The 20,884-nt window shown below is 66.1% G+C and carries 20 protein-coding genes and 1 pseudogene; 20 read left to right on the top strand and 1 reads right to left on the bottom strand.

The window, feature by feature from the left end; translation table 11 throughout:
• Positions 1–42: 42 nt before the first annotated feature.
• The 12 genes and pseudogenes from WEB52_01120 (at position 43) to WEB52_01065 (ending at position 11,405) form a co-directional block, all read left to right on the top strand.
• Positions 43–714 (top strand): TetR/AcrR family transcriptional regulator, encoded by a 672-nt coding sequence (locus WEB52_01120; protein ID MEX2225029.1) that lies wholly within the window; start codon positions 43–45, stop codon positions 712–714.
• Positions 711–1,718: a Rieske 2Fe-2S domain-containing protein gene (locus WEB52_01115; protein MEX2225028.1), complete on the top strand. Its 1,008-nt coding sequence runs from the start codon at positions 711–713 to the stop codon at positions 1,716–1,718. Before WEB52_01120 ends, WEB52_01115 begins: the two co-directional genes overlap by 4 nt.
• Positions 1,719–1,728: 10 nt before the next feature.
• Positions 1,729–2,574 (top strand): amidohydrolase family protein, encoded by an 846-nt coding sequence (locus WEB52_01110; protein MEX2225027.1) that lies wholly within the window; start codon positions 1,729–1,731, stop codon positions 2,572–2,574.
• Between the two features lie 103 nt (positions 2,575–2,677).
• A pseudogene (locus WEB52_01105) lies at positions 2,678–3,612 on the top strand (OB-fold domain-containing protein).
• The gene (locus WEB52_01100; protein ID MEX2225026.1) at positions 3,612–4,667 is read left to right on the top strand and encodes a thiolase domain-containing protein; all 1,056 of its coding nucleotides are present in this window, start codon (positions 3,612–3,614) and stop codon (positions 4,665–4,667) included. Before WEB52_01105 ends, WEB52_01100 begins: the two are co-directional and overlap by 1 nt.
• A complete protein-coding gene (locus tag WEB52_01095; protein ID MEX2225025.1) occupies positions 4,667–5,824 on the top strand; it encodes a thiolase domain-containing protein in 1,158 nt (385 codons plus the stop codon). The genes WEB52_01100 and WEB52_01095 overlap by 1 nt, the downstream gene beginning before the upstream one ends.
• Before the next feature lie 21 nt (positions 5,825–5,845).
• Positions 5,846–7,450, top strand: a complete 1,605-nt coding sequence (locus tag WEB52_01090; GenBank protein ID MEX2225024.1) for an acyl-CoA synthetase — start codon at positions 5,846–5,848, stop codon at positions 7,448–7,450.
• 45 nt (positions 7,451–7,495) lie between these two features.
• Positions 7,496–7,813 carry a hypothetical protein gene (locus WEB52_01085; GenBank protein ID MEX2225023.1) on the top strand — a complete coding sequence of 106 codons (318 nt, stop codon included), beginning with the start codon at positions 7,496–7,498 and terminating at the stop codon, positions 7,811–7,813.
• Entirely contained in the window at positions 7,810–8,625 is an 816-nt protein-coding gene (locus tag WEB52_01080) for a crotonase/enoyl-CoA hydratase family protein (protein MEX2225022.1), read from the top strand. The genes WEB52_01085 and WEB52_01080 overlap by 4 nt, the downstream gene beginning before the upstream one ends.
• A 138-nt stretch (positions 8,626–8,763) precedes the next feature.
• Positions 8,764–8,982, top strand: a complete 219-nt coding sequence (locus tag WEB52_01075) for a hypothetical protein (protein ID MEX2225021.1) — start codon at positions 8,764–8,766, stop codon at positions 8,980–8,982.
• Positions 8,983–9,046: 64 nt separating this feature from the next.
• Entirely contained in the window at positions 9,047–10,240 is a 1,194-nt protein-coding gene (locus WEB52_01070; protein ID MEX2225020.1) for an acyl-CoA dehydrogenase family protein, read from the top strand.
• 52 nt (positions 10,241–10,292) lie between these two features.
• On the top strand, positions 10,293–11,405 hold the full coding sequence (locus WEB52_01065; GenBank protein ID MEX2225019.1) for a nitronate monooxygenase family protein: 1,113 nt from the start codon (positions 10,293–10,295) through the stop codon (positions 11,403–11,405).
• Between the two features lie 66 nt (positions 11,406–11,471).
• Here WEB52_01065 and WEB52_01060 read toward each other — a convergent pair whose 3' ends face one another.
• Positions 11,472–12,065: a hypothetical protein gene (locus WEB52_01060; GenBank protein ID MEX2225018.1), complete on the bottom strand. Its 594-nt coding sequence runs from the start codon at positions 12,063–12,065 to the stop codon at positions 11,472–11,474.
• A 258-nt stretch (positions 12,066–12,323) separates the two neighbouring features.
• On the opposite strand from WEB52_01060, the gene WEB52_01055 reads away from it, so the two are divergent.
• The 8 genes from WEB52_01055 to WEB52_01020 all read left to right on the top strand — a co-directional run bounded on the left by WEB52_01055 (position 12,324) and on the right by WEB52_01020 (position 20,712).
• A complete protein-coding gene (locus WEB52_01055) occupies positions 12,324–12,719 on the top strand; it encodes a hypothetical protein (GenBank protein MEX2225017.1) in 396 nt (131 codons plus the stop codon).
• A gap of 187 nt (positions 12,720–12,906) precedes the next feature.
• On the top strand, positions 12,907–14,874 hold the full coding sequence (locus WEB52_01050) for a hypothetical protein (protein ID MEX2225016.1): 1,968 nt from the start codon (positions 12,907–12,909) through the stop codon (positions 14,872–14,874).
• 125 nt (positions 14,875–14,999) lie between these two features.
• On the top strand, positions 15,000–16,040 hold the full coding sequence (locus tag WEB52_01045) for a glycosyltransferase family 2 protein (GenBank protein ID MEX2225015.1): 1,041 nt from the start codon (positions 15,000–15,002) through the stop codon (positions 16,038–16,040).
• Positions 16,030–16,887 (top strand): hypothetical protein, encoded by an 858-nt coding sequence (locus WEB52_01040; protein MEX2225014.1) that lies wholly within the window; start codon positions 16,030–16,032, stop codon positions 16,885–16,887. Before WEB52_01045 ends, WEB52_01040 begins: the two co-directional genes overlap by 11 nt.
• 14 nt (positions 16,888–16,901) lie before the next feature.
• Positions 16,902–17,927, top strand: a complete 1,026-nt coding sequence (locus tag WEB52_01035) for a lysylphosphatidylglycerol synthase domain-containing protein (protein MEX2225013.1) — start codon at positions 16,902–16,904, stop codon at positions 17,925–17,927.
• The gene (locus tag WEB52_01030) at positions 17,924–19,150 is read left to right on the top strand and encodes a glycosyltransferase (GenBank protein MEX2225012.1); all 1,227 of its coding nucleotides are present in this window, start codon (positions 17,924–17,926) and stop codon (positions 19,148–19,150) included. Before WEB52_01035 ends, WEB52_01030 begins: the two co-directional genes overlap by 4 nt.
• Positions 19,151–19,165: 15 nt before the next feature.
• Entirely contained in the window at positions 19,166–20,029 is an 864-nt protein-coding gene (locus tag WEB52_01025) for a class I SAM-dependent methyltransferase (GenBank protein MEX2225011.1), read from the top strand.
• On the top strand, positions 20,026–20,712 hold the full coding sequence (locus WEB52_01020; protein MEX2225010.1) for a methyltransferase domain-containing protein: 687 nt from the start codon (positions 20,026–20,028) through the stop codon (positions 20,710–20,712). The genes WEB52_01025 and WEB52_01020 overlap by 4 nt, the downstream gene beginning before the upstream one ends.
• Positions 20,713–20,884 lie beyond the last annotated feature (172 nt).

Below are 20,884 nucleotides of genomic sequence, written 5' to 3'. Positions count from 1 at the left end.
TGGCCGTTGACACCGAAGCTGGGACGGGCGCATACTCACCAAATGGTCGGAAAAGCACCCCTAGTTGGTCAGGACAGGCCGCGACGCGCCGACCGGCGGCAAGCGATCCTGGATGCCGCCACCGAACTGTTCGCCGACCGCGGATTCGGCGCCGTGTCGGTGCAGGAGATCGCGGACGCCGCGGGCACGCACAAGACCACGGTGCTCTACCACTTCGAGACGAAGGAACTGCTCTACGAGGCAGTGCTGGATGCGGCCCTGGGGCAACTGGCCGAGGGCATGCGTGAGTTCATGAGCGGCGGCTTCAAGCGCGAGCGCGTGGCGTATCTCATCGACCAGCAGCAGACGTTTTTCGTCGAGCACCCCTCGCTGGCGCGGCTGCTGGCGCGCGAACTGCTGGATTCGGCGAACACCGAGGCGTACCTGAAGCGCTTCGTCGAACCGATCTATTTGCCCGCACTCAACAGCCTGCAGCGCGCCATCGAGACAGGGCTGATCCGGCGGATCGACCCCGCGCTCTTCATCCACGATCTGCACGTGCAGCTCATCGGCTACTTTTGCCACCGGCCGCTCTTGGAGCGGCTGAAGCCGGGCGACCCCTTCTCCATCGACGCGCTGATCGCGCGGCGCAATCACCTCGTCGACCAGATTTTTCGGCAGTTGCTGCCGGAGCGCGACCCCGATGGCGCCGCGCTGAAGGGAGGGCTCGCATGACCATGACCGCGGAGAGCCGCACAGAGATGTTTACCGTGCCGGAGGGATATCGTTTCCCGATCCCGCCGTTTCCGACGGGATGGTTCCAGGTGGCGTACAGCGACGAACTCGATGTTGGCCGTGTGATGCCGCTCCAGTATTTCGGCGAGCACCTGGTCTTGTTCCGCGACGCCAACGGCACGGCGCAGGTGCTCGATGCGTTCTGCCCGCACCTGGGTGCGCACCTGGGGTACGGCGGCGTGGTCGAAGGCAACTGCATCCGCTGCCCGTTCCACGCGTGGCGCTTCGACGGCGCGGGACAGTGTGTCGAGATCCCGTATGCCGAGAAGATCCCGTCGCAGGCGAAACTGCGGGCGTGGCCGGTGTTCGAGGCGAACGGGCTGATCATGGTGCACCACCACATCGCCGGCGGCGAGCCGGGGTGGGAGCTTCCGAAGCTCAGCGAGTACAACTCCGACGCCTGGACGCCGTATGTGCGGCGGCGCTGGAAGGTGCGTACGCATAACCAGGAGATGGCGGAAAACGCGGTCGACTCAGCGCACTTCAAGTACGTACACGGCACGCCGGAACAGCCGAAGACGCGCGCCGAGATCGACGGCCACATGTTCCGCGTGCGCTCACCCGTCCAGTACACGACGCCGCAGGGCGATGTCGAAGGGCAGATCGCATCCGATTCGTACGGATTCGGGTTCAGCCTGGTGCGCTTCACCGGGATCGTCGAGACGCTGTTGATCTCCTCCGTGACGCCGATCGACGGCGAGTACGTCGACGTGCGCTTTTCGTTCACGACGAAGCGCGTCGGCAACGAAACGATGACGCAGAACGTGGCCAAGGCGTTCATCGCCGAGATCGAGCGCCAGTTGGGGCAGGACATTCCGATCTGGGAGCACAAGGTGATGAAGACGCCGCCGATGCTTTGCGACGGCGACGGCCCGATCGGCATCTTCCGCCGGTGGGCGAAGCAGTTCTACGTCGGCGAGCCGGCGAACGGCGCGAGCGAATAAGGAGGGACCTATGCCGCGCGCCATCGATACCTTCGTCAACGTCAACATGGGCTCGATTGAGCGCCCGGAGTGGCTCGTGCGCGTCGCCGAGGACTACTTCGACCGCAGCGCCGAGATCTTCAAGGACATCTCCGTCGAACAGCTCATCGACGACATGGACCGCTGCGGCGTAGGGAAGTGCATCATCACCACGAACGCCGAGCAGCCTGATCCGCGGGTGCTGGCGTTTCCGGAGCGGCACCCTGACCGCTTCGTGCTGTCGTTGTCGCTCGATCCACGCCGCGGCATGAGCGAGTTGCGGGCGCTCGAAAGCCTGGTGCGCAGCGAGCCGGTCGTGTTGGCGCGCATCACGCCGTTCATGATCAACCTGCCGCCGGACGACCGCGTGTACTACCCGATATACGCAAAATGCATCGACCTTGATTTGCCGATCGCCATCAACACCGGTCTGCCGGGGCCGCCGATGCCCGGAAAGTGCCAGGACCCTATGCACCTGGACGAAGTGTGCGTCTTCTTTCCCGAGTTGAAGCTCGTGATGGCGCACGGCGCGGACCCATGGTGGGACGTCGCGATACGGCTGATGATCAAGTACCGCAACCTGTATATGCAGACGTCGGCGTACGCGCCGCGATATTTTCCGCCGCAACTCATTCATTTCATGAACACGCGCGGTCAGGACAAGATCATGTTCGCGACGGATTACCCGGTACTTTCGTTCGAGCGTTGCATGAGGGAAGCCGAGCAACTCGACCTGCGGGAAGGCGTGCTCGACAAGTTCCTCTACGCGAACGCGCAACGGTTGTTCTTCCGCGCGGAAGCGCCCGCCGAGGCGGCTGTTTCCGCGCGTCACGCGTAGCGATGGTACGGCCAACCATCGCTGCCCGGCCCACAGTTGGGATGCCGGAGGCGGCTCTGTCCGCGTCCGGCATCTCGATTCTCTCGCGGGGGCGAGAGTGACGATGAACGAACCGCTCGCCGCCCAGCATGTGCTCGAATACCCGTACCACCGCAGCGTGGGCCCGGTGATCGGGCGGTTTCTCGCGGGGCTGCGCGATCGCCGCATTCGCGGCGTGCGCGCGCCGGATGGACGCGTGCTCGTGCCGCCGATCGAATACGACCCGGTCACCGGTGACGCGCTATCGGAGTTGGTCAAACTCACGGACTGCGGCGTCGTGACATCGTGGACGTGGATCGCCGAGCCCAGACGTAACCATCCGCTGGCGCATCCGTTCGCCTTCGCGCTGATCCGCATCGACGGCGCTGATACCTCGATGCTGCACGCCGTCGATAGCGGCGAGGAGGCGTCGATGCGCACCGGCATGCGCGTGCGTGCGCTCTGGCGCGACGAGACCGTAGGCGCGATCACGGACATCGTCTGCTTCGAACCGGAGGCTCCGTGAGCGCGGAGAGCGAGATCATCTACGCCTTCGTGTCGCCGATACGGCTCGAGTACACGTTCATCGCCGGGCAGGCGACCTCGCGTTTTCTCCGGGGCATTGCGGATGGGCGGATCGTCGGCGAGCGCTGTCCTTCGTGCCGCAAGGTGTACGTGCCCCCGAAGGGAGGCTGCCCGACGTGCGCGGTGCCGACGGACGAAGAGATCGAACTCTCTGGCAGGGGCATCGTCACGAGCTTCTGCATCGTCAACGTGCCGTTTGCGGGGCAGGCGGTGCGGCCGCCGTACGCATCGGCCTCGGTACTGCTCGATGGCGCCGACATCCCGTTGTTTCACCTGCTGCAGGAAGTGGACGCCGAAGACGTGCGCATGGGCATGCGCGTCGAAGCAGTGTGGGCGCCGCCCGCCGAGCGCGCGGCGACGATGGACAGCATCCGCTACTTCCGCCCGACGGGTGAGCCGGACGCGCCGTTCGACGCGTACAAGGAGCACCTGTGATGCGCGAGGTCGCGGTGGTGGGATTCGCGCAGGCGCCGAACGTACGACGCGACGCGTTCCGCAACGAAGTCGAGATCGTGATGCCGGTCGTCCGCGAAGCGATGGAGCGATCGGGCCTCAAAAAGGGCGAGGTCGGATTCACGTGCTCGGGCAGCAGCGACTTTCTCGCCGGGCAGCCCTTCGCATTCGTCACGACGCTCGACGCTGTCGGCCCCTGGCCGCCGATCGAAGAGTCGCACGTCGAGATGGACGGCGCCTGGGCGTTGTACGAAGCGTGGGTGCGCCTGCAACACGGCGACATCGACTCGGCGCTGGTCTACGGATTCGGCAAGTCATCGCTCGGCGACGTCCGCGACGTGATGACGATGCAGCTCGACCCGTACTGCATGCAGCCGTTGTGGCCCGACTCGATCGCGATGGCGGCGTTGCAGGCACGGGCAATGCTCGACGCCGGCGCCTGCAGCGAACGCGACATGGCCGGCATCGCCGTCCGCAGCCGCCGCGATGCGAAGACCAACGCGAATGCGCAGCTCGCCGGTGATTTCGACGCCGACGCGCTGCTCGCCGCACCATGCATTGCGTCCCCGCTGCGCAAGCATGACTGCGCGCCGATCACCGACGGCGCTGCGGCGGTCGTGCTTGCGGCGGGCGATCTCGCGCGGCGCATCTCGAAGCGGCCGGCGTGGATCCGCGGCATCGACCATCGCATCGAAGCGCACCATCCCGGCATGCGCGATCTCACGCAGTCGCCTTCGACGGCGCTGGCGGCGCAAGAAGCGGGCGCGACCGGCCGCGCGTTCGACGTCGCGGAGCTGTACGCGCCCTTCACGCACCAGGAGATCATCCTGCGCGACGCGATCGGCCTGAACGGCGCCACCGCGATCAACCCGTCCGGGGGCGCGCTCGCGGCGAATCCGCTCATGGCCGCAGGACTCATCCGCATTGGCGAGGCGGCGCAGCGCATCATCGATGGCGACGCCAGGAGCGCGGTCGCGCACGCGACGTCCGGCCCGTGCCTGCAGCAGAACCTCGTCTGCGTGCTGGAGGCCGACTGATGGCGAATCGCTGCGCCGTCGCCGGGATCGGCCAGACGAAGCACGCGTCGAAGCGCGCCGACGTATCGATCGCCGGGCTCGTGCGCGAAGCCGCCCTGCGTGCGCTTGAAGACGCCCAGATGACGTGGAGCGACATCGACGCGGTCGTCATCGGCAAGGCGCCGGACATGTTCGAAGGGCTGATGATGCCCGAGCTGTATCTGGCCGATGCGCTCGGTGCCGTCGGCAAGCCGATGATGCGCGTGCACACCGCGGGCAGCGTCGGCGGCTCGACGGCGCTCGTCGCCGCGTCGCTGGTGCAGGCGGGCGTGCACGAACGCGTGCTGACGGTGGCGTTCGAAAAGCAGTCCGAAAGCGACACGATGTGGGCGCTCTCGCCGAAGATCCCGTTCCAGCCCGCGACGATCGCCGGCGCCGGCGGCTACTTCGCGCCGCACATTCGCGCCTACATCGCGCGGTCGGGCGCGCCGGCGCACATCGGCATGATGGTGGCCGTGAAGGACCGGCTCAACGCCTGCCGCAACCAGTACGCGCATTTGCAGCAGGCGGACATCAATCTCGAGCAGGTGGCGCAATCGCCGATGCTCTGGGACCCGATCCGGTTCCTGGAGACGTGCCCCGCGTCGGACGGCGCGTGCGCGATGGTGCTGACCGACGAGAAAAACGCGTCCCGCGGCAGCACGAAGCCCGCGTGGGTCGTCGCGAACGCGATGCGCAGCGAACCGACGATGTTCGCGGGGCGCGATCAGGTCAATCCGCGCGCCGGGCGCGACTGCGCGGCCGCACTCTACAAGCAGGCCGGCATGACCGACCCGCGCCGCGAGATCGACGTCGCGGAGATCTACGTGCCGTTCTCGTGGTTCGAGCCGATGTGGATGGAGAACCTTGGATTCGCGCCGCTCGGCGAAGGCTGGAAGATGACGGCAGACGGCGTGACGGCGTTCGACGGCGATTTGCCGGTGAACCCGTCGGGCGGCGTGCTGTCGTCGAACCCGATCGGCGCGTCGGGCATGCTGCGATTCGCCGAGGCGGCGATGCAGGTGCGCGGTCAGGCGGGCGAGCACCAGGTCGATGGCGCGCGCGTCGCGCTGGGGCACGCGTACGGCGGCGGCTCGCAGTTCTTCGCGATGTGGATCGTGAGCAGCGAAAAGCCGTAGCGAAGCGTCGGAGGAGGCATCATGCAGTACAACCTGGCCGACCTCTTCGAGTGCGTGGCGAAGACGGTGCCCGATCGCCTTGCGCTCGTCTGCGGCGACCGGCGCCTCACCTTCAAGCAACTCGACGAGCGCGCCAACCGCGCGGCGCACATGCTGCTCGATGCCGGCGTCAAGCAGGGCTACCACATCGGCCTCTACCTGTACAACGGCACGGAGTACGTCGAGGCGGCGCTGGCGGCGTACAAGATCCGCGCCGTGCCCGTGAACATCAACTTTCGCTACGTCGAGGAAGAGTTGCGCTATCTCTTCACCGACGCGGACCTGACCGGCGTCGTGTACAGCCGCGAGTTCGCGCCGCGGCTTGCCGCCGTCGCCCCTTCGACGCCGATGCTGCGGACGTTCGTGCAGGTCGATGACCGGAGCGGTGCGGATCCTTCGGGACTGAACGCGATCGACTACGAATCGACGCTTGCCGAAGAGTCGGACCTGCAAGATTTCGGCGAGCGATCCGGCGATGACCTGTACCTGATCTACACGGGCGGCACGACGGGCATGCCGAAGGGCGTGATGTGGCGGCAGGAAGACGTGTTTTTCGGCGGCCTGCAGGGCGGCAACGTCGGCGGCGCGCCGATCGAGCGGCCGGAGCAGATCGGCGAGATCGTCGCGTCACGCGAAGGCCCGACGATGATCCCGGTGGCGCCGCTGATGCACGGCAACGGCTTCTGGTCGTGCATGATCGGGCTGCTTGGCGGCGGCAAGGTCGTGCTCCACCCGAAGTTCGATGCGCACGCGATCTGGTCGCTCGTCGAGCGGGAGAAGATCAACGTCCTCTCGATCGTCGGCGATGCGATGGCGCGCCCGCTCGCTGAAGCGCTGAACGAACGTGATTACGATGTATCGTCGGCGTTCGTAATCTCGTCGGGCGGCGCGATCTGGTCGGAGGCGGTGAAGCAGCAATTGCGGCAGCACATGCCGAACATTCTGCTCGTCGACGCCTACGGCGTGTCGGAGACGGGCCACCAGGGCATGGGCATCGCCACGGCAGGCTCACCCGGGCCACGCTTCACCGTCGACCCGAACACGGCGGTGATCGATGACGATCTGCGACCGGTCGCGGCGGGATCGGGCATCGTCGGGCGGCTCGCGCGTCGCGGCCGCATGCCGCTTGGCTACTACAAGGACGAGACGAAGACGGCCGCAACCTTCATGACCGACGCGGACGGCGTCCGGTGGGTGATCCCCGGCGACATGGCGACCATCGACGCCGACGGGACAGTGACGTTGCTCGGCCGCGGCTCGATCTGTATCAACAGCGGCGGCGAGAAGATCTACCCGGAAGAAGTGGAGGCGGCGCTCAAGGCGCATCCCGCCGTGTTCGATGCGGTGGTCGTCGGCGTGCCTGACGAGCGCTGGGGCGAACGCGTCGCGGCGGTGGTACAGCCGCGCCAAGGCCACGCGCTCACGCTGGAGGAGATCGACGCGCATTGCCGCACGCACGTGTCGGGCTACAAGGTGCCGCGAGAGTTGCACCTCGTCGATGAAGTCGTGCGCTCGCCGAGCGGCAAGGCCGATTATCGGTGGGCGAAGGCGACGGCAATGGGCGAACCGCCGGCACGTTCGAGGTAACGAATGTCCAACAGGGTCATTCTGAGCGCAGCGAAGAATCTCGTCGTGGAACGCACAAGCGCCATTCTGAACAGCGTCGAGAATCTCATCACGAAACGCAGCGCTAAAACGAGGGCTGTGGGAGAGCAACCGGAGTACCGCTTCGTAGGGGAGATCATGGTGGGCGAGAACAGAGTGCGGATGCACTACCAGCTCGCCGGACTCCCCCGCGGCAATGCCAAACAGATGCTCGATCTGCCGTACTTCACGGTCACGTTCGAGCAGCTCGAACATATTGAACGAGAAGCCCCGAAAGGGCTCAAACGCTCGACGTTCTGCATCACGCGAGAAGGTGCCCAGACCGTCGATCTGGAGTGGACATGAACGCGATCGAACCAGCCCTCATCGTAGACCGCGAAGGCCACGTCGTCACCCTGACGATGAACCGGCCCGAGGTGAAGAACAGCATCAACATGGAGATGCTCTGCCGCCTCGCCGACGCGTGGGAGATGATCGACAGCGACGTGGAGGTGCGATGCGCGATCCTCACGGGCGCCGGTGCGGATTTCTGCGCCGGCGCGGACCTCGACAAGCTGGTGTCCCGCTCGCTGGCGCAACTGCCGCCGGAGGATGACTTCGAGCGCCGCTGCCGCGAGGACCCGAACGTGATCTTCCAGGGGCTGCTGCGGTCGCGGCAGCTCAAGAAGCCCCTGATCGCGGCGATCGAAGGCTACTGCGTCGCCGGCGGCACCGAAGTGCTGCAGTCGACGGACATCCGCATCGCCGGCGAAGGGTCGGTGTTCGGCGTCACGGAGGTGAAGTGGGCGCTGTTCCCGCAGGGCGGTTCGACGATCCGTCTGCGGCGCCAGATCCCGTACACCAAGGCGATGGAGATGCTGCTTACCGGCGACATGTACCCCGCGGCGGAAGCGCTGAGCTTCGGGCTGATTGGCCGCGTCGTGCCGAAGGGCGAAGCGCTCGCGCACGCGAAGCAGGTCGCGCAACGCGTCGCGTCGAACGGGCCCGTCGCGGTGCAGAAGATCAAGGAGTCCGTGATCGCCACGGAGTGCCTCGCCGAGCAGGACGCGCTCGACGTGGAGTTCAAGATCGGCATGCAGGTCTACGCGACGGAGGACGCCCGCGAAGGCCCGAAGGCGTTCAAAGAGAAGCGCAAGCCGGTGTACAAGGGGCGGTGATGGCTGCGTATGAATCGAACACCGCGTGCGCGCGGAGTGCCTTCGACGCCGGGACGGCGAACGGTGGTTCATTCGGACTACGCACTTCGGCAGGTTCCAACCATGTGGCCGGTAGCCCGTCGAACGTAGAATTGGCCCATGGATCTTTTGGCCCGCGCCTGTTGCGCGATTGCGGTCGTCTGGCACGTCGCGGTCGCTGCCTTGATCGCAAACCTCATCTGGTTCGCGGACAGCGCGAACGACGAGATAACGAGTGTCGTAGGCCTCATCTATCTCGGGCTCGCTGGCACCGTGGTCATCCCTGCCGGAATGTGGGGACTGGAGCGCGTCAGGAGAGGCCCACGCGCCGGAGCATGATCGCGCTCCCGTTGGCTCACGTACAACTTAAAACTGACAACTTACAACTCTCTGGAGCTGCACCATGGCGTTGAACTTCGCCGTTAACGAAGAGCACGAACTCGTCCGCACGTCCGTCAGGTCGATGCTGCAGAAATACGCGCCGCGCCGCGACGAATATCGCCAGATGATGAAGCAGCAGGTCTTCCCGCAGGAACTCTGGGAGGATATTGCAGGCATCGGGCTGCTCGGCTGCCTGATCCCGGAGGAGTACGGCGGCAACGCCATGGGACTGCAGCCGCTGACCGTCGGCTTCGAAGAACTGACGTCGCAGGGCTTCCTGCCGGGACTCATGCTCGTGACCGCGATGGACTCCGCCTGCATCACGAAGAACGGCTCCGAAGAGCTAAAGCGCCGCTTCCTGCCGAAGGTCGCTGATGGCTCCTGCAAGCTCTGCTTCGCCGTCACAGAGCCGAACGCCGGCACGAACACGTTCAAGATCGAGACGGTCGCGCGCCGCGACGGTGACGTGTATCGCATCAACGGTCAGAAAATCTTCATCACGGGCGTCGAGCACGCCGACTACATGCTGCTCGTCGCGCGCACGACGCCCGCCGACGAACTCGCGCGCGAAGGCCGCCCGAAGTCCGAGGGCATCTCGATCTTTCTCGTCGATACGAAGTCCAACGGGCTGACCAAGACACGCGTCAACACGCCGTCGAACGAAGGGCAGTCGCAGTGGCAGCTTTTCTTCGACGATGTCGAAGCGCCTGCGGATCAGATCGTCGGGCAGGAGGGGCAGGGCGTGCAGGCGATGTTCAACTCGCTGAACTGCGAGCGCGTGCTCGCGGCGGCGATCTGCAACGGCATGTCGCAGCAGTGCCTCGAGAAGTCGGTGGCGTACGCCAAGGAGCGGCGCGTGTTCAAGGACACGCCGATCGGCGCCTACCAGTCGATCGCGCATCCGCTCGCGGAGGTGAAGATCCAGCTCGAAGCGGCGCGGCTGATGATGATGCGCGCCGCGTGGGCGTCGGATCAGGGCGGCAACCCGCTGGAGGTCGGCACCCAGGCGAACATGGCGAAGTTCCTCGCCGCCGACCTCGCCGTCAAGGCGGTCGATGCGGCGCTGGAGACGCACGGCGGCAACGGCTTCACCGAGGACTTCGGAATCGTGCAATTGTGGTACGGCGCGCGGCTGCTGAAGACGGCGCCTGTCAGCCGCGAGATGATCCTGAACTACGTGTGCGAATGGAATCTGGGGTTGCCAAGGTCGTACTGACCGGCCACCAACCAGCCACCAGCGACCAACGACGAGCGACCAGGAGACCACCATGAGGACCAGGATCTGCGACACCTTCAGCATTGAGTTTCCGATCTTCGCGTTCAGCCACTGCCGCGATGTTGTCGCAGCGGTGAGCCGCGCGGGCGGACTCGGCGTGCTCGGCGCGCTCGCGTTCACGCCTGAGCAACTCGAGATCGAACTGAAGTGGATCGATGCGCACGTCGACGGCAAGCCGTACGGGGTCGATGTCGTGATGCCGATCTCGTCGGTCGGCGGCGAAGGCGCGCAGGAGCCCGACTTCCAGGCGATGATCCCGCAGGCGCATCGCGACTTCGTCGAGTCGGTGATGGACCGCCACCGCGTGCCCAAAATGCCCGAAGATGCACCGGCGCCGATGGCGCTGCTCGGCTGGACGTACGACAACGCGCGGCCGCAGGTCGATATCGCGCTGTCGCATCCGATCAAGCTGCTCGCGAGCGCCCTCGGCCCGCCGCCGCCCGATGTCACGGAGAAGGCGCACGGCCAGGGCGTCGTCGTGGCGGCGCTGGTAGGCAGCGCGCAGCAGGCGATCAAGCAGAAGGAAGCCGGCGTCGACGTGATCGTCGCGTCGGGCTACGAAGCCGGCGGCCACACCGGCGAGGTGGCGTCAATGGTCCTGGTGCCGGAAGTCGTCGACGCCGTTGCCCCGACGCCGGTGCTCGCCGCCGGCGGCATCGGCAGCGGCCGCCAGATGGCGGCAGCGCTCGCGCTCGGCGCCGAGGGCGTGTGGACCGGATCGATCTGGCTGACGGTGAAGGAATCCGATACGGCGGACTTCCTCGTCGACCGCATGCTGGGCGCGACATCGCGTGACACCGTGCGATCGCGGTCGATGACCGGCAAGCCGGCGCGCCAACTGCGCACGGCGTGGACCGACGCGTGGGACGGCCCCGAATCGCCCGGCACGCTGCCGATGCCGCTGCAGTACATGCTGACCGCCGACGCGCAGGTGCGGATGCGGCATTTCGAGCAGGCGCGCGATCTCGCGACGACACCGGTCGGTCAGATCGTCGGCAGCATGAACAGCGTGCGCTCCGCGCGCGACGTGATCTTCGACATGGTGCAGGAGTGCATCGCTGTCACCGAACGGCTGAACGCGACCGCCGCCGCCGCACACAGCTAGGTTTTTGCTGGCAGGACGATGGACGTAACGTCCACCAGCCACCAGCCACCAGCCACCAGCCACCAGCTACCACCCATACCGCTGCGTAAGCTGCGGAATGCCCAGTTCGGGGCTGTGCCGCGTCAGACCGAGCGCGTGTCCGAGTTCATGCAGGATCAGGCGCAGCCGTCGCGCCTCGATGTCTTCGCCGGCGGGGATGATGTCGTTGAGATAGATCTGGGCGCTGGCGATCTCGCCGCTGCACGCGACCGGGACCGTCGAAGGCGGGAAGTTGCATGCGGTGCCGTCGGCGTCGTAGACCGCAGCGAACCCGCCGACGCCGGGCTGAAATCGGTAGCCGCGCAGTTCGGGCGGACGCGCGTCGTCGTAGCGGCGCACCGTGATGACGATGTTCGCGCCGGCGCGCGCGGGCTGGAACCGCAGGTGGGGCGTGGCGCCGGCGTACTGGTCGATTGCCGATTGCAGGGAGGGAGACCAGTCGTTGCCGCCCGTCTCGTCGACCACGGCGACGTGGAGCGGCGCGCCGGAGTTATAGACATAACCAGCGGCCGGATCGCCCGCGTAGGGGATCGAGCCGCAGGCGACGAAGGCGACTGAAGACAGGCAAAAGATGCCGAATGCCGCCGCTCGCGCGGCTGCAAATCCGTCGATTCTGGACAATTCCTGCTGCCTGGCGGGGCAGTATAGGAGGGCCGGGTCGATGGCGAGTCCGGTAGACCGGTCTCGTCGATCCAAACGGGGATTTCTCGAATCTGTGACAGGTTCGAAGTGGGAGTGTTTTTCACTCGCCAGCTTCGGTGCAGCCCTAAAGTGGCGGCATGACTCCGCCGACCATCTCACGAGACCGGTTGGGGTCTCCTCTTGGGGCGCGTTAGGCGGCCACTTCAGGGGCCCAGCAAACGCATGGAGGTACAGGGAATGATCAAGTCGAAGAACGCGGTCGTCGGTATCGCCGCGGTCGTCGCGGCCTCCGTCCTGCTTGTCGCAGGGCTGGGTGTGACGGCTACCACAGGCGCTGCCACCGACTTCACACCGCCGGACTACCCGCTGGAGGCGCCGGCCGCGAACCCGCCGGCTTCGCCGGTGGAGCCGCCGGCAACGAACCCGGGCGGTACGCCGGCCGGCACGACGGACCCGAACGCGGGCGCCCCGGGCGGCATCGGTGCTAACCCGGCAGCCGGTGCGCTTCCTGACGCCGGATTCGGCGTCGGTACGCAGGATGGCGGCATGGACATGCTGGTGCTGGTCCTGGCCGCGGCCGGAGTCGCCCTCGTGGGCGCCGGTGCGACGGTCGTGGGGAGCCGCCGCAGCTAACCGCCAAATCGGCAAGATGCGAGACGGCCCCGGCAAGCTGCCGGGGCCGTCTTCGCGTCCGCATATGCGGGCGCCTCCCGATTACCAGAAGATCACCGCGCCCGCACCATGCAAGCACGGAGGATTCGTGGCCGTCAGCATTCCCGCATCTGCCTCGTCCAGGCCGCTTCGTTCGACTGCACGCGGCATGGCGTTGCCGCTGGTCGCGGTCGTCGTGCTGCTGTTGACGGTGCCGTTGTTCGCGGCGGCGCCTGCGAACCTCACGTCGGATGAGTCGTTGTACCTCGCCGAGGCGTACAACATCGCGCATGGTGAAGGCGTGACCTATCCGTCGGGCGATGCGGTGGTGCATCGGGCGCCGCTGTTTCCGGCGGTGCTCGCGCCGTTCGTCCGCATGGCCGGTGCTGACGGGGCTTATGCCGTCGCAAGAGCGATCGTCGTCGTTAACGCGCTGCTCGTGATGCTGCTGGCGTTTCGCATGGGCGGCGCGCTGGCCGGTGCGATAGCGGGCGTAACGACGGCGGCCGCGTCGTACCTGAACGGTCTGGGCACGACGTTATATCTCGATCCCTTCGAATGCACGTTTATGCTGCTGGCGCTGTTAGCACTGCACGAGGCGACGCGCTCCCACACCGCGCGATGGTTTGCCGCCGCAGGTGCGTGCATTGGTGCCGCGCTGCTCGTGAAGGAGGCCGGCGTCCAGTGGGCGCCGCTCGGCGCCGTCGCGTGGCTCGCCGTGCCGTCCCTGCGTACGCGAGACGGCGCGCTGGGCGCTGCGTTGTTCACCGGCGCATTCGCCGCGGCCGTCGCGCCGTGGTGGGCCTGGGTCTGGGTGCATGACTCATCGATCTACCTGCTCGGCGGCGCCGCGCCGCATTTCGCACTTGTCGCCGGTTCGCTGATCATCGCGGCGTTCGTAGCGGCAACGGCATGGCTCGCGAGAGCGCCCGCACTGCGCGCCATGCGCATTGACCGGGCAGCCATGCCCGCGGCTGGGCTGCTCGTGGCCGCCTGGGGCGGGCTGGTGTTATATGGGCTCGAGGCTTCCGCGGGATGGAAGGCCGACGTAGCGTACTTTCGGACGGTGCCGGACTACCTGCTGACGGTGGCGCCGCAAGCGCAGCCCTATTTCGCGCTGGCGCTGGCGTGGCCGTGGCTGGCGTGGCGCGCTGCGCGTGGAGACGAGAGCGCCCGATTGATCTTCGCATTCGCGACGCTCTTCCTGGCATTCACAATGCACGCCGCCAACCGGGCGCTACAACTCCGCGATGCGCTGCCGCTCGTGTACCTCTCGTACCTGGCATTGGGGCTCGCAGCGGCCTGGGGCGTGAAAGCGCTCGCCCGCACGCTGGCGCACCGGACGGCGGAACCGCTGCTCATGACGTCGCTCGCCGTGCTTGGCACGATCTTCGTTGTGCAACAGGGAAGCACGTTCCGCGACGAGAACGTCGCCGCGGCGGCGATGGGCGTCGATGCGGGTTCGTGGGACAACGAGTTCGTGCGCGAGAACGCCGCGTGGATGTCGGCGCACCTGCCCGCGGGTTCGCACGTCCTCACAAGCCGGCTGTACTTCACGAGCCTGCACGTGCAGACGGATGCGCGCTTCCGGCTATATCAAGTGCCCACGGTGCGGGTGGATGTCGATGCATCGGCACGGGAGATGCTAACGCCGCGGTCGAATCTCTTCCGATGGGGCGAGCACGATGTTCGGCCGTACGCGCGTGACGATCGATGGCTGTACTTGCGCCAGTATCCCGGCAAGGCGTACTGGATCGCGCTCTCGCAGGGCGAGTTGATGGACTACGTCGCGGCGCGCGAGATCGACTACGTGACCGTGAGCGGTGACGACGTGACGTTCAGTCCGCTCGCGTATGCGTCGTATTTCAGCGCACATCCGGCGTTCGAACTGATCTATCACGACGCGCGGTCGGCGGCGGATCAGTTCTTCGTGTACCGCGTCGATCGTGCGCGGCTGGGCATCATCGACTACCCGATGACGACGAGCGCATCCAGCTACGACGCGTTGCAGCGTGAGAGCGGACTGACGCCGCCGTCGCTGGCAGGGAAGCTGGGCGTGCCGGTGCGGCTGAGCGATCTCGAAGCGGGGCTCTCGCCACGTGAAGAGCAGGCCGCCGTGACGGCGGGCACACGCTAATTCAACCTGCGCTTCGGGAGGTCTCCCCGCGTGCGTAGGGGGATTGCTGAGTGTCATCGCGGCAGCTTCGCGCGAAACTTGGCTTGTCGTCCGCCGATTCGGCCGCAAGGAAGGATCCCGCCGCCATGAAGCTGATCGTCACGATCCCGGCGCTGAACGAAGCGCCGACTATCGGCGATGTGATTCGCGAGATCCCGCGAGCGATCCCGGGCGTGGACCGCGTGGAGGTGCTCGTCCTCGACGACGGCTCCCGGGACGCGACGGTCGAAGAAGCGTTGCGCGCGGGCGCCGACTACGTCGTCTCGCATCCCATGAACCGCGGGCTGGCCGCAACCTTCAAGCTTGCGCTCCAGGAAGCTGTCGTGCGCGGCGCCGACATCATCGTCAACACCGACGCGGACAATCACTACGACCAGGCGCGCATTCCGGAACTGGTCGCGCCGTTGCTGGCACGAGAGGCCGATATCGCCATCGGCAGCAGGCTGATCGACGAATTGCCCATGAAGGCGGCGAACAAATACGGCAACAAGGCGGCCAACTACATCATGCAACGGCTGTTACGCATCCCCGACGTCGACGTCTCGACGGGGTTTCGCGCGTACACGCGCGAAGCGGCGATGAAGCTGAACGTGCTTTCAGACCACACCTACACGCACGAGACGTTGATCAACGCCCTGGATCAGCGCATGACGTTGGCGAACGTGCCCATCGCGGCGCGCCACGTCGAACGGCCGTCGCGGCTGATCCACGGCATCGCGAGCCACGTGCTTCGCGCTGGTGGCGTCATTCTGAGGAGTTTTCTGCTGTACAAGCCGATGCAGGTGTACGGCGCGTTGGGTGCGGCGCTGCTGTTGCTCGGCGCGGTGCCATTTGCCCGCTACGGCTGGTTCGTGGCGCAGGGCGAAGGCCAGGGCCACGTGCAGTCATTGGTCATCGGTTCTGCGCTCTGGTTCGTCGGTGGACAGATGTTCATCACCGGGCTGCTTGCCGTCGCGATCGGCTGGAACCGGCGCATGATGCAGGAAGTGCTCCTGCGCATGAAGGAAGAGCGCGCGGAGAGCGCGGCGGCGCTACGACGGTCGCCTAAGAAGGCCGTCCTGCGCGTGCAGAACCCCGCCGATGAGGACCCGGAGCAAGCAGACGGAAGGATCGAAGATGCAGCCTAGTGAGTTGATCGGGATCATCGGGGCGGGGGTCGTGGGCGGATCGCTACGGGCCTATCTGCACGAGCGCGGTGGTTTCGATGTGCGCGTCTACGACCCGCCAAAGGGCCATTCGGACATGGGGCCTGTGAATGAAGCTCCGACGATCTTTCTTTGCGTGCCGACGCCTTATTCACAAGGCCGCGGTTTCGACGACCGGCAACTGCTCGACGCGGTCGCACGCATCGAGGGCTCGAAGACCGTCGTCATCAAGTCGACGGTGCTTCCCGGCACGACGGCATTGCTCCAGTCGCGCTACCCGCTGCATCGGTTCATCTTCAACCCGGAGTTCTTGCGCGAAGCAAGCGCATTTCGGGACTTCGTCGAGCCGGACCGCCAGATCGTCGGCGTGACCGTCGAGAGCGCGAGCGAGGGGCCGCGCGTGCTGGCGATGATGCCGCGCGCGCCCTTCGAGCTGATCTGCCCCGCCTCCGAGGCGGAGATGGCCAAGTACGTCGCGAACTCGTTCCTTGCGGTGAAGGTGAGCTACGCGAACGAGATTTTCGACCTGTGCCAGCGGCTCCGTATCGACTACGCGCAGGTGCGCGACATCGTAGCCGCGGACGCGCGGATCGGCGCGTCGCACATGGACGTCCACGACGCCGGCTACCGGGGGTATAGCGGCAAATGCCTGCCAAAAGACAGTAAGTCGCTGATCGACCTGGCGCGCAGCGCCGGCGTCGAGATGGAGGTCCTGCGCGCGGCAGACCGCGTGAACGCGCTGCTGCACCCGGCGGCGGGCGGCATCATCGCGGCACCGCTCCGCCGCGTCGCGCAGGCGGACGACGTCGACACAGAGCGCGCGGCCTAGCCATGCGGATGCGCGTGCTCCATCACGCATGGGTTCGCATTGCCGTCACGGCGGGATTGCTGTGCGCGATTGTCTGGTTCGCCGGCAGCCGCCTCGCAGGAGACGCATCGTCGCTCGACGCATCGACGATTGTTGACAGCGCACCGATGCTGGGGCTCGCGCTTGCGATGTCCGCGTTCGCCACGCTGCTGCTCGGCGCGGCCTGGATCGTCCTCATCGAAGACGTCTCGCCCCGACGAGGGCGGCGGCCCGCTCTGATGCTCGCGTTCGTCTACGCATGGCTGGTGCGCTACGTGCCCGGAACCGTCCCATTCTTCGCCGGCAAAGTCTACCTGGGCCAGCGCGCCGGCCACTCGACCAAGCAGGTGGCGCTCGCAACCGGCGTGCAGAACCTGCTCGAGGTGCTGGTGAGCGGCACGTTCGGCGCGATGTGCATCGCGCTGGCCTTCGGACTCACGGCTGGTGCGGGCGCGTACGCCGCGCTCGCGGTGGTGCCGGGAGTCGGGCTCGTCGCGCTCCACCCGGCAATCTTCGGCAGGCTTGCGGACCGCGCACTGCGAGCATTCGGCCGCGAGCCGCTGCCGCAGGGAGCGCTCCCATCGATGCCGTGCATCGTCCTCGCATCCGCACTCACACTTGTAAACCAGTGCCTCAACGGAGTCGCGATGCTCCTTGTGATGCGCTGCATCACGGGTGCAAGCTTCGCCGATCTGCTCCTTGTGACGGGCGCGCTCTCGCTCGCGGGCGTGGCTGGAATCATCGTCGTGCTGGCTCCGGCTGGCTTCGGTGTGCGCGACGGTGTGCTCACAGCACTGCTGTCGACGCGATTCGCCGTCGAATTCGCCGTGCTGGGCGCGGTGCTGGTTCGCGCCGTCACTATCGTCGCCGACATAACACTGGTGGCGATCGCGCTTGCCGCCGACCTGCTGAGCGGCGCCGGTGTGATCACCGGCGCCTTCCGCCGCGACCGACCCGCGCCAGGACCGGCTAAGGCGCCCTTCGGCGCTGAGGCTGCGGTCACCGATGGGAGGCCGGCGTGAACGAAAACGGCGCTCGCTTGAAGATACTGGTCCTCACCAGCACGTTCCCGCGCTGGGAGGACGACACGTGCCCGGTCTTCGTTGCCGACCTGTGCCGCTCCCTCGCGACAACCATGGATGTCACCGTGCTTGCGCCCGGCGCCCATCGCGCGAAATCCCTCGAGGCCTGGGACGGCTTTACGGTGCGACGCTTTCGCTACGCATGGCCCTCCCGAGCGCAGCTTCTAGCGAATGGCGCGATCCTGCCCAACATTCAGCGAAATCGCTGGCTTCTCGCGCAGGTACCGTTGTTCGTTCTCTGTGAACTGTGGGCAGCGTGGCGATTGATGCGGCGCGAGCGCTTCGACATCATTCACGCACATTGGGCGATCCCGCAAGGGCTTGTCGCGTCGCTGCTGAAGCGCCGGTTCGGCGTGCCCGTTGTCATCACGACACACGGCGGCGACATCTACGCATTACGTGATGGTGCGGCGCTGATCGCGAAGCGATTCGCGTTGCGCACGAGCGATCGCGTCACCGCCGTCAGTTCGGCGCTGAAGGCTGAGGTCGTCGCTTTGGGCATTGATGAGCGCCGCGTCGACGTTCTGCCAATGGGGGTTGACACGTCGCGCTTCACGCCAGACGCAAGCTCCCCGCAGCTTCGCGCGATGTTGAATCCAGCCGGACCTGTGCTGCTTTTCGTAGGACGGCTGGTCGAGAAGAAGGGCGCGCGGTACGCCATCAAGGCAATGCCAGAGATCGCCGCCGCACATCCCGATGCACGCCTACTCGTAATCGGCGATGGACCTGAAAGGCGGATGCTCGAAGAACTCGTGCGCGCGTTCGGCGTAGAACGCAACGTAGCCTTTCTCGGCGCGGTGCCGAACCGGGATCTCCCGGCCTACTACGCGTCCTCCGACGTGTTCGTTGGCCCATCCGTTGTCGAGGAAAACGGCGATACGGAGTCATTTGGCGTCGTCTATGCCGAGGCCATGGCGAGCGGGTGCGCCGTCGTAGCGACGGATGTCGGCGGCGTAAGCGACGTCACCGGCAACGGCGAATTCGCGCGCATGGTCCCGCAGCGCGACTGCGACGCGATTGCCAGGACTGTGTGCGCACTGCTATCAGATCGCGAAGTACACACAGCAGCGCGCGCTCGCGGCATTCGCGCAATGCGCGAGCGGTTCGATCACATGCGCATCCATCGATCGTACGCGGACATCATCGAGCGCCTGGCGGCGTAGCGGGAGGGAATGAAGATGGCGACCGAAAGCAAGCAACTGCGGATGAACCGGGATGCCTTGGAAGCGTACTGGCAGGACCTGAGCCGCCGTCATCTGCAGCAAAGCGAGGACGGCTTCGAGGTGATCTGCTACGCGGGCATGCCGCCATGGTTCAACAAGTTCATCCACCGATATCAGATGAAGGCGTTCTCGCGATTGCTCCACGACCAGTCCTTCGCCGATTGCGACGTCCTCGACGTCGGAACAGGTGTTGGGCGCTGGGCGCGGTGGTACGCGTCCTGGCCTGATGCACGAGTCACGGGCATCGACATCGAACCCGAACGGCTCGAACGTGCGCGTTCGCTCGGCGCCGGCCCAACCTACAACACGATGTCCGTCGATTCGCTTGCGTTCGACGACGCGTCGTTCGACGTAGTGAACTCTGTCACCGTACTCCAGCACGTACCGCACGAGATGAAGCGACGCGCGATCGCCGAAATCGCGCGCGTGCTGCGCCCCGGCGGCCGTGTAGTGCTCTTCGAAGTGACCGACATGCACGACGACGCCCCACACGTCTTCCCATGGCCCGCCGCGGCCTGGCAGTCAGAGTTCGCGCAGCACGGACTGACGGTCCATCGCACCATCGGCGACCACTACATCCCGCTGTTGCGGATGCTCAGCCGGGTGCATCGTGTCGCGAACGGCGCGCGGGCTCGCCACGAGATCGGCGCGTTTAAGCAGGGACGAAGCACGGCGGCTGATCGTGCGAAGCGGGTGGTACTGAGAGCGGCCGTCGCGGTGAGCTATCCCATCGAGGACGTTTGCCGCTTCCTCCCGCCGCGAACAGCGCGCATCACGGGATTCCTGCTCGAAAAGCCGCGCGAGGAGGCGGCACGATGATCGCCGGACATACCGTCGCAAAGCAGTCTCACGCCGATGCCAACGAAGCGTCGCGCGAGTCAAAGGCACGGCGCATCGAAGCCATTCTCGCCACGCGCACCACTAGTCTTGGCGACGTGCTCGACATTGGCACCGGCTCCGGCTACATCGCATCGTACTTTGTTCGAAGATCGCGTTCGCTCGTGAGCGTCGATGTTGTAGACGAGCGCGTCGTTCGAGACTTCGACTTTCGGCGAATCTCTTCGGAGAAGCTCCCCGCCGAAGACGCAACCTTCGATGTCGTGCTCTCGAATCACGTGATCGAGCACGTCGACGATCAGCTGCTGCACCTGCGGGAAATCGCGCGTGTGATGCGGCCGAAAGGGATCGCCTATCTCGCGACACCCAACCGGTTTGCGCTGCTCGAACCGCATTTCAAGTTGCCAATCCTTTCGTGGCTGCCCGCATCGCTGCGCGACCGGTACGTCCGCCTGGCGCGACGCGGAGCGCGCTTCGACGTACAGCCGCTCACCCTCGGAAAGCTTGGCGCGCTCGCCGGCACAGCGAGCCTGGCGCTCGACGACTGCTCGTTGGAAGTGGCACGCAGAAGGCTTCCGGGAATCGGTAGAGTCCTTCCCGACCTGGCGCCGCTCCGCTGGGCGCTCCCTTCGTTCGTAGTCACGCTGCGGAAGCAACCGGCATGACTTATCAACGCGTTGAACGTACGGCTCTTACATCTGCGATGGCGCGCATCGTCGGATTCGTATTGATGTTGGTCCCCGTTGTTATGCCACCGGTAGCAAGCGCGGTCGCGCGATTGCGGCGCGCATCGCCGCGCAACCCGGCGATATCGACCAATCAGAGGACGGTTCATCA

The sequence above is a fragment of the Dehalococcoidia bacterium genome, from assembly GCA_040902535.1.
In the GTDB taxonomy this organism is placed as follows: Bacteria; Chloroflexota; Dehalococcoidia; order DSTF01; family JACRBR01; genus JBBDXD01.
This window is presented reverse-complemented; position numbering and strand designations above follow the sequence as displayed.